Annotated in this window: 11 protein-coding genes; 1 reads left to right on the forward strand and 10 read right to left on the reverse strand. The window is 63.2% G+C overall.

The window, feature by feature from the left end:
- Positions 1-262: 262 nt before the first annotated feature.
- From CZ674_RS01510 to CZ674_RS01540, 7 genes are all read right to left on the reverse strand, one after another.
- Complete coding sequence (locus CZ674_RS01510; protein WP_086990580.1) at positions 263-1,690, reverse strand: NCS2 family permease; 1,428 nt, start codon at positions 1,688-1,690, stop codon at positions 263-265.
- 2 nt (positions 1,691-1,692) lie between these two features.
- Complete coding sequence (locus tag CZ674_RS01515; protein ID WP_234988377.1) at positions 1,693-2,946, reverse strand: citrate synthase; 1,254 nt, start codon at positions 2,944-2,946, stop codon at positions 1,693-1,695.
- A 54-nt stretch (positions 2,947-3,000) separates the two neighbouring features.
- Entirely contained in the window at positions 3,001-4,107 is a 1,107-nt protein-coding gene (gene dapC / locus CZ674_RS01520; RefSeq protein WP_086990585.1) for a succinyldiaminopimelate transaminase, read from the reverse strand.
- 7 nt (positions 4,108-4,114) lie between these two features.
- The gene (gene fdxA, locus CZ674_RS01525; RefSeq protein WP_086990587.1) at positions 4,115-4,438 is read right to left on the reverse strand and encodes a ferredoxin; all 324 of its coding nucleotides are present in this window, start codon (positions 4,436-4,438) and stop codon (positions 4,115-4,117) included.
- Positions 4,435-5,259 carry a hypothetical protein gene (locus CZ674_RS01530; protein WP_086990589.1) on the reverse strand — a complete coding sequence of 275 codons (825 nt, stop codon included), beginning with the start codon at positions 5,257-5,259 and terminating at the stop codon, positions 4,435-4,437. The genes fdxA and CZ674_RS01530 overlap by 4 nt, the downstream gene beginning before the upstream one ends.
- 12 nt (positions 5,260-5,271) lie before the next feature.
- Positions 5,272-7,170, reverse strand: a complete 1,899-nt coding sequence (typA, locus tag CZ674_RS01535) for a translational GTPase TypA (protein WP_086990591.1) — start codon at positions 7,168-7,170, stop codon at positions 5,272-5,274.
- A 71-nt stretch (positions 7,171-7,241) separates the two neighbouring features.
- Positions 7,242-9,035, reverse strand: a complete 1,794-nt coding sequence (locus CZ674_RS01540; RefSeq protein ID WP_086990593.1) for an ABC transporter ATP-binding protein — start codon at positions 9,033-9,035, stop codon at positions 7,242-7,244.
- A 152-nt stretch (positions 9,036-9,187) separates the two neighbouring features.
- Between CZ674_RS01540 and CZ674_RS01545 the strand changes: the two genes are divergently transcribed.
- Positions 9,188-9,730 carry a PH domain-containing protein gene (locus tag CZ674_RS01545; RefSeq protein WP_086990595.1) on the forward strand — a complete coding sequence of 181 codons (543 nt, stop codon included), beginning with the start codon at positions 9,188-9,190 and terminating at the stop codon, positions 9,728-9,730.
- A gap of 5 nt (positions 9,731-9,735) precedes the next feature.
- On the opposite strand, the gene CZ674_RS01550 is transcribed toward CZ674_RS01545, so the two are convergent.
- From CZ674_RS01550 to CZ674_RS01560, 3 genes are all read right to left on the reverse strand, one after another.
- Positions 9,736-10,689 (reverse strand): ABC transporter permease, encoded by a 954-nt coding sequence (locus CZ674_RS01550; protein WP_086990597.1) that lies wholly within the window; start codon positions 10,687-10,689, stop codon positions 9,736-9,738.
- Positions 10,689-12,176, reverse strand: coding sequence for an ABC transporter permease (locus CZ674_RS01555; protein WP_234988371.1), 1,488 nt, complete (start codon positions 12,174-12,176; stop codon positions 10,689-10,691). The genes CZ674_RS01550 and CZ674_RS01555 overlap by 1 nt, the downstream gene beginning before the upstream one ends.
- 206 nt (positions 12,177-12,382) lie before the next feature.
- Positions 12,383-14,140: an ABC transporter family substrate-binding protein gene (locus CZ674_RS01560; RefSeq protein ID WP_086990601.1), complete on the reverse strand. Its 1,758-nt coding sequence runs from the start codon at positions 14,138-14,140 to the stop codon at positions 12,383-12,385.
- Between the last annotated feature and the right edge of the window lie 46 nt (positions 14,141-14,186).

Below are 14,186 nucleotides of genomic sequence, written 5' to 3' on the forward strand. Positions count from 1 at the left end.
GTCGGTTCCCAGGCTGCGCAAGGATCGCGAAACATGCCGATGTCGATCACACCAAAGACTGACAGCACGGGGGCAAGACCACGCCAGACAACCTCGCTTGTCCCTGTCGACATCACCACACACTGAAACATCGATTAGGCCCCGACGAGGGATGGAAAGTCAGGCAGCTCGAACCCGGGGTACTCGAATGGACCGACCCACAGGGGCAGATCCGAACAACGGAACCACCACCGGTGCCGGCGGCGATTGCGATCAGGCGATGCTAGCCCAGCAGCGCCTGCAATGGCCCGCGCACGAAATAGACGACGAAGAGTGCCGACACGATCCAGAGCAGCGGCGAGATGCGCTTGAAGCCGCCTGCGATGGCGTGCAGCAGCACCCACGAGACAAAGCCGACACCGATGCCGTTGGCGATGTTGTAGGTCATCGGCATGATGACGATCGTGAGGAACGCCGGCAGCGCAATCTTGAAGTCGGTGAAGTCGATGTCAGTGATCTGCGCCATCATGAGCGCACCCACGACAACGAGAGACGCAGCGGCGACCTCCAGCGGCACAACCTGTGTGAGCGGCGTCAAGAACATGGCCAGCAGGAACATGATGCCTGCGACAACAGAAGAGAGTCCGGTGCGAGCGCCTTCAGCGATGCCGGCCGCCGAGTCAACGAACACCGTGTTGCTCGACGAGCTTCCGGCGCCACCTGCGACGGCCCCGACACCCTCGACGATCAGTGCGCGGCGCAGGCCCGGGAACTGCCCGTTGTCGTACGCGATGCCCGACTGGCGCGCGAGACCGGTCATTGTTCCCATGGCGTCGAAGAAGTTCATGATCACCAGCGTGAACACGAACATCATCGCGGCGAGGAAGCCCACGCGCTCGAACGCACCCAGGAACGACACCTGGCCGATGAGTGACAGGTCGGGCAGCGCCACGATGCCAGCGGGAAGCTCTGGTGCATTGAGATTCCATGCATTCGGGTCTTCGCCGAGCGAAGGGCCGACCTTGAAGATCGCCTCGAGGATGATGGCGATGATCGTCGTGCCGACGATGCCGATCAGAATGCCGCCCTTGACGCGCAGGGCCAGGAGTCCTCCGATGAGGATGACGCCGATGACGAACACGATCGTCGGGAGGCTCGTGATCGAACCGCCCTCCCCCAGCTCAAGCGGGGGTGAAGCGAGTGTCGTCGAGCGCACGAAGCCCGAGTTCACGAAGCCGATGAATGCGATGAAGAGGCCGATGCCGACGCTGATAGCACTCTTCAGAGGCCCTGGAATCGCGTCGAAGATCATGCGCCGGAGGCCGGTGGCTCCCAGCAGCACGATGATGAGGCCGTTGATGACAACGAGGCCCATGGCTTCGGGCCACGTCAGATCCTGAACCAGGGTGAAGGCCAGGAAGGAGTTGATGCCGAGTCCGGCGGCGAGGCCGAACGGCACATTGGCGATGACACCCATGAGGATCGTCATGAGGCCAGCAGTCAGCGCTGTGACAGCAGCCAGCTGGTGATTCGGCAGCCAGCCGCCTTCGACGTCGGTCGCCGCCTGATCAGCGGTGAATCCACCCATGATCAACGGGTTCAGAATGATGATGTAGGCCATCGCCACGAACATCACCAGGCCACCACGCACCTCCTGACCGAAGGTGGTGCCGCGCTCTGAGAACTTGAAATAGCGTCCCAGGGCATTCATGACTAGGGCAGGTGACGTTCTGTCGGGCCCACGTAGAGCTGCTGCGGGCGACCGATCTTGGTCTGCGGGTCGGCGATCATCTCACGCCAGTGAGCGATCCAGCCCGGCAGACGGCCGATGGCGAAGAGCACCGTGAACATGCGCTCGGGGAATCCCATCGCCTTGTAGATCACGCCGGTGTAGAAGTCGACGTTCGGGTACAGCTTGCGCTCAATGAAGTATTCGTCCTGGAGGGCGACCTGCTCAAGCTCTTTGGCGATGTCGAGCAGCTCGTCCTGCACTCCGAGGGCCTGCAGCACGTCGTCTGCGGCCTCCTTGACGATCTTCGCGCGAGGGTCGTAGTTCTTGTACACCCGGTGGCCGAAGCCCATGAGGCGCACGCCCTTCTCCTTGCGCTTCACGCGCTCGACGAAGCGCTGCACGCCTTCGCCCGAATCGCGGATGCCGCGCAGCATCTGCAGAACTGCCTCGTTCGCGCCGCCGTGCAGCGGCCCGGAGAGCGCGTGGATGCCGGCCGAGACCGACGCGAAGAGGTTCGCCTCGGTCGAGCCGACCAGGCGAACCGTCGATGTCGACGCATTCTGCTCGTGGTCGGCGTGCAGGATCAGCAGCTGCTCAAGCGCCCTGACCATGGTCGGGTTCATCTCATACGGCTCAGACTGCAGGCCGAAGTTGAGCTGCAGGTAGTTCTCGACGAACGACAGCGAGTTGTCGGGGTAGAGGAATGACTGCCCGATGCTCTTCTTGTGCGCGTATGCCGCGATGACCGGAAGCTTGGCCAGCAGACGCACTGTCTGCAGCTCGACGCTCTCGGGGTCATGCGGGTCGTGGTCGTCTTCGTAGTACGTCGACAGCGCCGAGACAGCACTCGACAGTGCGCTCATCGGGTGAGCGTCGCGCGGTAGCGAGTCGAAGAACCTGCGCAGGTCTTCGTGCAGCAGCGTGTGACGGCGAATGCGCTGGTCGAAGTCTGCGTGCTGTTCGGCCGTGGGCAGCTCGCCGTAGATCAGCAGGTAGGCCACTTCGAGGAAGGTCTTGCCGCTTGCCAGCTCGCCGATCGGGTAGCCGCGGTACCGCAGGATGCCCTCGTCGCCGTCGATGTAGGTGATCGAGCTCTTGGTCGCGGCAGTGTTCACGAAGCCGTAGTCGAGCGTCGTGAACCCGGTCTGCTTCATCAGCTTCGAGATGTCGAGGCTGGAGCGTCCGCTCGTGGACTCTACGACGGGAAGTTCGTGCTGCGCCCCGTCAACGGTGATGGTAGCCGCCTTGCCGGGAGCATTCTCTGGTGCATTGTGGGTCACCCGAACAGCCTACCTGACTGAGTTCTTTGTGCGCTTCAGAGTCCTGAGTCGATGTGCAGCCGCCGCGATCGTCTCGTCAGTCGCCGTCAGCGCGATGCGAACGTGACGATCGTCGCCGTAGAAGTCGCCGGGTGCGACGAGAATGCCGATCTCGGCCAGTCTGCTGACTTGCTGACGGGCGTCGGTGCCGTCGGTCGCCCAGAGATAGAGTCCAGCGTCAGACTCGGCCTGCCAGCCGGCTTCGCGCACGGCGTCCAGCAGCGTCGCACGGCGGCTGCGGTAGCGCTCTCGCTGTTCTTCAACGTGCGCTGCGTCGTCGAGTGCCGCGGTCATCGCTGCCTGCACTGGAGAAGGCGGCATGAGCCCGAGGTGCTTTCGCACACCGACGACCTGCTGCACGAGCGCTTCGTCTCCGGCGATGAACGCCGTGCGATAGCCGGCATCACTCGACTGCTTGCTGAGCGAGTGCACAGCCAGCAGCCCCGTGTTGTCTCCCCCGGTGACGCGCTCGTCGAGAACGCTGGGAACATCGGCGACATCCCACGGCAGCAGTGCGTAGCACTCGTCACTGGCGAGCACGGCCCCGAGCGAGCGTGCCTTCTCGACTGCTGCGCGCATCCGCTCCGCACTCAGCACTCGCCCGGTGGGGTTCGACGGCGAGTTGATCCAGATGAGCCGAGTCGTGGCGGGCCACTGCTCGGGATCATCGCCGACGTGAATGTCTGCTCCGACCAGGCGTGCTGAGATGTCGTAGGTCGGGTATGCGATCTCGGGGATCACGATGGTGTCTCCGCGCCCGATGCCCAGCCAGAGCGCGAGCGATGCGATGAGCTCCTTTGAGCCGATCGACGGCATGACAGCGCGCTCGGTCAGCCCTTCGACGCCGCGCTCGCGCGCGAACCAGTCGATGATCGCCTGTCGCAGCTGCGGCGTGCCCCAGACCTGCGGGTACCCGTGCGCATCGGCTGCCGCTGTGAGTGCATCGCGGACCACCTGCGGAGTCGCGTCGACAGGTGAGCCGACCGACAGGTCGATCAGCCCGTCAGGGTGACCGCTTGCAGTCTGCTTGGCCGCGGCAAGCGAGTCCCACGGAAACTCGGGCAGGTCGAGAGCCACGGATGCGCTAGCTGTGGTCTTGCAGCGGAAGCGCCGCGACAATCGGGTGGTCACCGGGAATGACGCCCACCTTCGCGGCACCGCCGGGCGAACCGACCTCTTCGAAGAACTCGACGTTCGCGTTGTAGTACTCGGCCCACTCTTCGGGAACATCGTCTTCGTAGAAGATCGCCTCGACGGGGCAGACAGGCTCGCACGCACCGCAGTCGACGCACTCGTCGGGGTGGATGTAGAGCATCCTGTCGCCCTCATAGATGCAGTCGACAGGGCATTCGTCGACGCAGGCCCGGTCTTTCAAGTCGACACAGGGCAATGCGATCACATACGTCATTCTGCGGCTCCTTCCCGAACTCTCATCCTACTCCGACGCATGGCGCCGAAGTCCGGAAGCGCAAGCGTGGCGAAGGATCCGATCGCGACTACTCCGATCCAGATCCAGCCGAGGGGCGTTGCAGGCACGAGCACACTCCCCTGACTCGCGGACGATCCGAACGGGTCGGCAGACAGCAGCATCACGGTGAACAGCAGCACCACCGCCGCGACCGCGCTCGGCGTGCGATAGGGCACGGATGCGCGAGACCCGACGAGCAGGCCCGCTACAGCGAGTCCCGACACCAGGATGCCGACGGGCGGCATCGAGAGGTACGAGAATGTTCCTGCGATTCCGACGACGAGCGCAAGGACGCCTGCTGCAAATGTGCTCACCCAGAACGTGCCGGTCCTGATGTGCCCGCGCGCTTCAGGGGGCCGCTCGATGCCGATCTCGCTGAACCGAGTGCCGGCTAGCGTGATGTCGCGCTTCTTCGGCTCCCCTGTCGCGGGTGCCCACAGCGGGATGTCGCACACGGATGCGGCTTCGACCGCTGCTGCACGGAGGGCAGAGCCCTCTGGCTCGAGCACGACGATGGACTCCGCATCGATGCGCCCTGCCAGCGCAATCGCGACCTCGTCGACCGGCAGCTGCGCATCCGCCACGGTCGTCTGACCGCCTTGGGCAGCCAGCAGGCTGACCAGTTCGTCGTCTGGTCCGTCAGCAGACACCACCAGAACCGAAGGCCAGCTCTTGGCGTCGGCAACCGCTCGCACCAGCGCGGCCAGACCCTCCGGATCAGAGGGCCGGGCCGTGACGATGAGAACGCGCTCCCGTGCCATGCAGCCTTGTCGCTACTGGCGCTTCATGCGGCTCGCCTCGCGGCCGCGCAGCGTTGCATCGAGCGTCACCTTGCGGATGCGGATCGCCTGAGGCGTGACCTCGACACATTCGTTATCACGAGCGAACTCGAGGGACTCTTCGAGCGACATGTCCTTGGCGGGCGTGAGCCGTTCGAGCTCGTCACCGGTCGCCGAGCGCATGTTCGTGAGCTTCTTCTCCTTGGTGATGTTGACATCCATGTCTTCACCTCGGTTGTTCTCGCCGATGACCATGCCTTCGTAAACCTCTTCGGTCGGACGCACGAAGAACGTGCCGCGGTCAGCCAGCGTGATCAATGCGAACGGAGTTGCAACACCGGTGCGGTCAGACACCAGCGAGCCGTTGTGGCGCGTCACGATGCTGCCGGCCCAGGGCTCGTAGCCCGCGGACATGCCGTTGGCGATACCGGTTCCGCGCGTGACCGTCATGAACTCGGTGCGGAAGCCGATCAGACCTCGCGCAGGAACCTTGAACTCAATGCGAATCCAGCCGGTGCCGTGGTTCGTCATGCCCTCCATGCGGCCCTTGCGGCCGGCGAGCAGCTGTGTCACAGCACCCATGTGCTCTTCGGGGATGTCGATGGTGAGCGACTCGAAGGGCTCATGGACCTTGCCGTCGACCAGGCGCGTGACGACCTGAGGCTTGCCGACCGTGAGCTCGAATCCTTCACGTCGCATCTGTTCGACGAGGATCGCGAGAGCAAGCTCGCCGCGTCCCTGGACTTCCCAGGCGTCGGGGCGGCCGATGTCGACGACCTTCAGCGAGACGTTTCCGACGAGCTCGCGGTCGAGGCGGTCCTTGACCATGCGAGCGGTGAGCTTGGCGCCCTTGACCTTGCCGGCGAGCGGTGACGTGTTCGTGCCGATCGTCATCGAGATCGCAGGGTCGTCGATGTGGATGGCCGGCAGCGGACGAACGTCGTCGGGGTCTGCGAGGGTCTCACCGATGGTGATCTCGGGAATTCCTGCGACTGCGACGATGTCGCCAGCGTGCGCCTCGGTCGTCGGAACTCGGTCGAGAGCTCGTGTTTCAAGCAGTTCGGAGATGCGAGCGCTGTGCACTTCGCCGTCGTGGCGCACCCAGGCGACAGTCTGACCCTTGCGAATCGTTCCGGCGTGGACGCGCAGCAGCGCGAGACGGCCGAGGAACGGCGACGCGTCGAGGTTGGTCACGTGCGCCTGCAGCGGTGCCTCGTCATCGATCGTCGGCCCCGGGATGTGCTTGAGGATCGTCTCGAACAGCGGCTCGAGGTTCTCGCTCTCTGGCAGGGTTCCGTTCTCGGGCTTGACTGTCGACGCGCGACCGGCCTTGCCCGATGCGAACACGACGGGCACGTCGAGGACTGCGTCGAGGTCGAGGTCTGGAACCTCGTCCGAGAGGTCGGAGGCGAGGCCGAGAAGCAGGTCTTGCGCCTCGCTCACGACCTCGTCGATGCGAGCATCCGGGCGGTCGGTCTTGTTGACTGCGAGGATCACCGGCAGCTTGGCTTCGAGCGCCTTGCGGAGCACGAAGCGGGTCTGCGGCAGGGGTCCCTCGGAGGCGTCAACCAGCAGAACCACTCCGTCAACCATCGACAGGCCTCGCTCGACCTCGCCTCCGAAGTCGGCGTGACCAGGGGTGTCGATGACGTTGATCGTCACCGGCGAGTCACTGTGCTCGCCTGTGTAGCGAACAGCAGTGTTCTTCGCGAGGATCGTGATCCCCTTCTCGCGCTCGAGCTCGTTCGAGTCCATGGCGCGCTCATCGTGCGTGTCGTGTGAGCCGAACGAATTCGTCTGAACGAGCATCGCATCGACGAGCGTGGTCTTGCCATGGTCGACGTGCGCGACGATCGCGACGTTTCGAAGGTCCTGGCGGGAGGTAATAGCCATGAGGCTGCTTTCTGAATCGACGTATTGGGGCGGTGGCCCAGTCGACCATCTTACTGCCGCCGGGCGAATTCCTAGGACGCTTCGAGGATCTGCTTGCGCAGCTCGCGGCGCGAACGCTGCTTGTCGGGGTCAGGCACGGGAATGGCTGCGATGAGTCGCTGCGTGTAGGGATCCTTCGGAGCCCGCAGGATCGAGTCGCGGCTTCCGGTCTCGACAAGCTTGCCCTTGCTCATCACGGCGATGCGGTCAGCCATGTAGTCGACGACCGCCAGGTCGTGCGTGATGAAGAGGCATGCGAAGCCGAGCTCGTCCTGCAGTTCCTTCAGCAGCTCGAGCACCGTGGCCTGCACCGAGACATCGAGCGCGCTCGTCGGCTCGTCGGCGACCAGGAGCTTCGGGTTCATCGACAGCGCACGCGCGATGCCGATGCGCTGCTTCTGACCCCCCGAGAGCTCGTGCGGGTATCGGTTGCGGTAGTCCTTCGGCAGACGGACGCTGTCAAGGAGAGCCTCGACTCGCTTGTCGAGCTCGTTGCCCTTGGCCTCGCCGGAGAGGAGCAGCGGCTCGCCGATCGACTCACCGATAGGAAGACGGGGGTTGAGCGACGACGACGGGTCCTGGAAGACGATGCCGACATCGGTCATCAGGCCGCGCTTGGCAGTGTCGTCGTAGGTGGAGAGGTCGCGGCCGGCCACCTTGAGCTTGCCCTCGGCAATCGGGTGGAGTCCGATCGAGACTCGGCCGATCGTCGACTTGCCGGAACCCGACTCGCCCACGAGTCCCAGGACCTCGCCCGGGTAGATGCTGAGCGAGACGCCGTCGACTGCGCGGAAGGCTCCCAGCTTGCCCTTCTTGCCGTACTCGATCGCAACATCTTCCATGTAGAGCACCGGCTCGCCGATCTCTGTGACGCGTGTTTCGTCACCTGGTTCAGATTCGCGCATCCGTTCCGCCGACTCAAGGTTGCGCTTAGCGCGCTCCTGCAGCTCTTGGTCGAGCTCTGCTTCAGAGCTGAGAGCAAGAGTCGCCGTCAGGTCGATGGCCTCTTCGCCGTCGCCTTCACCAAGGCGGAGGACGGAATCCAGCAGCTCGACCGTGTACGGGTGCTTCGGGCTGCCGAGGATCTCGCGGACCCCTCCCTGCTCGACGATCTCGCCCTTCTGCATGACGACGACCCAATCGGCGAGGTCGGCGACGACGCCCATGTCGTGGGTGATCAGCAGCACAGCCGAGCCCAGGCGATCCTTCAGATCACGCATCAGGTCGAGGATCTCTGCCTGCACCGTCACGTCGAGAGCCGTCGTCGGCTCGTCGGCGATCAGGAGCTCAGGGTCGAGGGCAAGCGCCATGGCGATCATCGCGCGCTGACGCTGGCCTCCCGAGAGCTGGTGGGGGTACGACTTGAATCCCTTGACGGGGTCGGGCATCTCGACGAGCTCGAGCATCTCGAGCGCGCGCTCCTTGGCCTCGGCCGGAAGCATCTGTCGGTGGATGCGCAGTGCCTCCATGATCTGGTAGCCGACGGTGAACACAGGGTTCATTGCTGTCATCGGCTCTTGGAAGATGGCCGAGACGCGGTTTCCGCGAACCTTGCGCATCTGCGCGTTCTGCAGGCCGATCAGCTCGTCTCCGTCAAGCCGGATGGAACCCGAGACGCGGGCCGTGTTCGGCAGGAGGTCGAGGATCGCCATCGAGCTCACACTCTTTCCGGAGCCGGACTCGCCGACAACGGCGACGACTTCGCCCTTGCCGATCTCGAATGACACCTTCTTCGCAGCCGGCGTCCAGTAGCCGTCGACGGCGAAGTCGACACTGAGGTCGGTGATCTGCAGTGCAGGGTGTTCCAGGTGACGTGTGTCGTTCATCGCGTCTTCTCCAACTCGCGTTCCATCGGTGCGTGGGCAGCTCTGACAGGCCGTGCGAGAATAATCGCATGGCGCATGGCTACACATCGAACCGCTTTGTCTCCAAAACCAACCGCATCCTTGCGGGGGCATGTGCATTCTTGATAATTGCCTTGAGCATCGCCATTGCGACATTCGCTCGTGACTGGACCGGCATCGCCATCGCGACGCTCGGATGCATCTGGCTGCTCTTCGTGGTCTATGCAGGCCTCTGGCGACCCAGGATCGACATCGACGAGCACTCGGTCACGATCGTGAACCCCCTGCGCACAGTGGGCATCCCGCTCTCGAGCCTCATCCACGTCGACACCAAGTTCTCGCTGACGCTCATCACCGAGTTCGGCCGTTTTCCGGTTGCCTGCGCCCCGCAGCCCGGAGCCTTCGCCGCCCGCAAGGCTGCCAAGCGCAGCACTGAGGAAGCGAGCTCGCGAGCTGCCCTCGACAGCGGGCGCCGAGTGGGCGACATCCCCGGAACCGAATCCGGAGATGCCGCCGCGCTCGTGCGCGATCGCTGGGAGCGCTACCGCGACACGCACGGTGACAGCGCTCCCGACACGGATGCCTTCCCGCCGTCGCGACAGCGACACGTCGGCACGCTCGTCGTGATGGGCGTGCTGCCGGCGATCATCGTGGCGCTCAGCCTGATTCCCGGCTAGTGCCATCATGCGCTTTCGGGCAGCTCTTTGGTGCGTCGACGGCTGAAGCGCTTCTGCCTCGGGTCGAACGCCTCACGCAGGCCGTCACCGACGAAGTTGATCGCCAGAGCGGGCACCACGATAAACAGAGCGGGCCACCAGTAGAGCCACGGACGGTTGCTGAATGCCGACTGGTTGTCGGAGATCAGACGACCGAGTGACACCTCGGGCGGCAGGATGCCGTAGCCCAGGTAGCTGAGCGAGGTCTCGAGCAGGATGGCGCTCGCTGCGAGCAGCGTCGAAGCCACGATGACCACGCCGACTGCGTTGGGCAGGATGTGCTTGAAGATGATGCGACGGTCGGTTGCACCGGCGATGCGAGCAGCATCGACGAACTCACGCTCGCGAAGTGTCAGGAACTCTCCGCGCACGAGACGGGCGATGCCCATCCAGGTGACCAGACCGAGGCAGATCGCCAGCAGGTAGATGCCGAGACCGCCCGAGATGCGTCCGATGACGGCACCCACGACGAGAGCCGGGATGACGATGAACACGTCGGTCATGCGCATCAGGAACGAGTCGACCCAGCCGCGGTAGTAGCCCGCGAGGGCACCGATGACGGTTCCGACGATGGTGCCGAGTCCGCCGATCACGATCATCACGAAGTAGCTGTTCTGCACACCTCGCATGGTCATCGCGAAGTAGTCCTGACCGATTGTGGTCTGACCGAACGGGTGCTCAGCGACCGGTGCGCCGTTCGGCGCTACCTGCGTGTAGGGGGTGGAGTAGTTGAGATCCCAGATGCCGGGGATCGGGCCGAGCCCGACCATCACCACGCTGAACAGCCAGATGCCTACGAACACTACGAGGGATCCCATTGCCAGCGGGTTCGAGAAGAACCGCTTGGCAATCAGGGTCCACTGGTTTTCACTCTTGACTTCGGCCTTGACCGATTTGTCGCTCTTTGTCTTGTCAGTCATCACTTCACCCTCACTCTCGGGTCAAGCACCGCGTACAGCATGTCCGCGATGAAGTTGAACGCGATGGCAAGGATCGCAATGACCAGGAAGTAGCCCATGATCGGATTCAGGTCGAGCACGCGGAGTCCGTTGTTGAACATCGCGCCCATGCCTGCGATCGCGAACACTCGCTCTGTGATCAGTGCTCCTCCGAGCAGCGAGCCGATGTCGGCCGCGATGATCGTCGTCAGCGGGATCAGCATGTTCCTGAACGCGTGACGCATGACGATCGTCTGCTCTGAGAGACCCTTGGCACGTGCAGTGCGGATGTAGTCCTGGTTGAACACCTCGAGGAGACCGGCGCGAGCAAAACGGGTGTAGAACGCGAACGACACGAGCAGCATCGAGATGGTCGGCAGGGCGAAGTGCATGAGCTGGTCGATGCCCGTGCCCCACACGTCACCGCTGTATCCGGTCGTCGCGTCCTGTGCGGTCGCCACGGGCCGGCCGTTGATGCGGGGGTTGGCCATGTACGAGGGCCATGCCTGCATGAAGCGGTCGATCAGCACAAAGAACGAGACGAAGAATCCCGTGATTCCTGCAGCGCGGATCACCTGGCCCTTGTCGGGACCGAAGTAGCTCACCGCGAACCCAACGAGCACGCTCACGACAATCGCAACGACTCCGAGAATGAGGAGCGTCCAGATCGTCGAGACGTCGAACAGGCCCTGCAGGGTGAAGTAGCAGATGTACCCGATGACACCGACGATGCCGGCCGCGATGAGTGCCCGCCTGTTGCGGAGCCCCGCGGTCAGGGCGGTGACCCCGACGATCGTGAGAGCGATCAGCAGGAACAGCAGCACCGGGCCGAGCGAAGGCTCGAGGAAGAAGTTTGTGAGGTTCATGTAGACCAGGGCTGCGGCAGTCGCAGCGCCGGCCACACCGAACGTGATCAGACGCCGATACGGAGTGCCTCCGACGATAAGCGACCACACGAGACCAGAGACGACCGTCAGGCCGATGATCCAGATGAGGCTGATCTGGGGTGGATCACCCCGTTGAATGAAGTTGTTCATTCCGATCGCACCGAACTCCTTGAGCAGCACTGCTACAAGGAACGACGGAAGCGAGTAGAGGAAGAACGACACGAAGGTCGTGCCGATGTCGAAGGCTGAGTTCTGGCGCAGTGCGGTGACCATGCCGACGACAACGCCGAGAATGATGGCGAGGATGCTGGCGGCAGTCACGAGGCGGATGGTCGAAGCCATCGCAGGAGGCAGCAGAAGTGCAACTTCGAAGCCTTCGATCGAGTTGCCAAGCGTGCACTCGAACGCGAATGGAGCGAGGCACGAGGCCACGCCGCCAACCCACATCAGCCATCGAAGCGGTGGGGCGACGTCGAGCTGCAGCAACTCGATTCGTCGTGCAATCAGTTCGTCTTTGTTGGGGGCGCTTGATGTTCGCAGCTCTTCTAGCGGGTCAGCCGATAGAGCCGTGAGCATATACATGAGGAAGGACGCTATGAGTAGCGTCAGAATAGAGACGAGGATTCGTCTCACTACGTATGAGAACACGTCGTTGTACTCCGAGTCGTCAGTGTCAAACTACCCCATAGTACACAGGGGAAAGCGTGGTCAGCGCACGAGCGGCCGTGAGCGCAGTTTGTGCACTCACGGCCGCTCGCACGGTCAGCTGAGCTTGTCAGCCATTGGGATTACTCGACCACTGACCACTCGAGGATGTTGTGAACAACACCTGTCTGTGTCGGGTTGTAGACGAGGCCGTCGACCGAGCCGTCTGAAGCGACCAGTCCGGGCGACTGGAACAGCGGGAGACCATAGAAGTCCTCAGCAGTTGCAGTGTCGATCATGATCTGCAGCTCGAGCATGCGCTCTTCGTCGTCGATCAGCGTCTGGGTCTCATCGATCCAGCCGTCAATTTCAGTGTTGCTGTAGTTGTTGTAGTTACCGCCGCCGCCAGTCTTGAAGATCTGCGGCAGGCCAGCGTAGCCGGCACCCGGTGAGATCCAACCGAAGATGGTTGCATCGTAGTCGCCCGAGCCGAGGCGTGCTGACCACTCAGGGTCTGCCTCGTCGACGATCACGAAGCCGGCCTCTTCAGCGCTCTGCTGAATGAGACGGAACGCGTTGACACGGTTGGGGTTGTCGGAGCTGTACAGGATGCGGACCTCAGGGGTCGCACCTGCGAGGAGCTCCTTGGCGCCCTCGATGTCGGGCTCGGTGAAGCTGTCGTAGCCGTTGGCTGCCTCAGCCTCGGCGTACTGCTCCTGGCTCGAGACGAACAGCTGCGAGTTCAGGACCGAAGCCTCGGGGTTGACCGGCTTGACGATCGAGTCGACGATCGCCTGACGCGGGATCGTCTTCAGGAAGGCCTCGCGCACGTTGGCGTCAGCGAAGACACCGTCGAACGTGAGGTCGATGTGGTCATACGACAGCTGGTCGCCCTGGATGACATCCGAACCCTGCGACTCGAGTGACTGGAGCGTGTTCGCGTCAGCCTGGGGCTCGATCACGTTGACCTCACCGTTGGCGAGCTGCTGGATCTGCGTCGAAGCGTCACCGATGAACTTGAGGATGATGGTCTCTACCTGGACCGGGTCGCCCTGCCAGTTCTCGTTCGGGGAGAGCTGCACGAATCCACCGTCGTTAGCCTGGAAGTCGCTCACGACGTAGGGGCCAGCACTAACGAGGAGACTCTCGTCAGTCGGCATCTGCGTGATCGCGTAGCCAGTGTTGTGGAACTCGCCCAGGGTCGAAAGGGTCTCGTTGCCCTGTTCGCCCTTCTCGGTGTCGGTGAAGAACTGTGTCAGCTCTTCTGCCGACATGTCGACCTGCTCAGCAAAGACGTGAGCGGGCTTGGTGATGAGGTTCACCAGGTTCCAGTCAACGTAAGCCTCGCTGTAGTTGAGCGTCAGCGTGCGGGCATCACGATCGATCTCGGGGAAGTCGGTGGTGTTCAGACCTGCCGTCGAGCCAGCGAGTGAGAAGTAGTTCTCATCGCCGTCGCCGAACCAGCCTGAGCCGATGACCCAGGAGAGCAGAAGGTCGTCGACGGTCATCTCTGTGCCGTCAGACCACACTGCGTTCTCATTGAGGGTGTACTTGACCTGCAGCGGGTCCTCGGAGACGAGCTCCATGGTTCCGTTGGTGGTGTCAGGAACAACCTCGAGTTCGTTCGAGATGGTGAGGAACGAGCCAAGGCCGCCGTTACCGGTCAAGTAGTCGACCATGCCGTTGGTGTTCAGGTTGTGCTCTGCCGTGCCCGAGTGGAGCGAGGTCAGTGCGTTGGTGGTTGCGATCGAAACGGTCGAGCCGGTCGCGCCGTCGCCGCCGGTGCTCTCGTCTGTGTCGTCGCCACCTGTTGTGGTGCAGCCGCTTACGACCATCGCTGCAGCAGCCGAGAAGGCAATTGCAGTGGTGAGTGCGCGGCCCCGCTTGAAGCTGTTGCTCAAGGGATCCTCCTTGCGATTCGCACCGAGCACACAATTGTGCCCGGTT

The organism is Agrococcus casei LMG 22410 (assembly GCF_900163565.1).
In the GTDB taxonomy this organism is placed as follows: Bacteria; Actinomycetota; Actinomycetes; order Actinomycetales; family Microbacteriaceae; genus Agrococcus; species Agrococcus casei.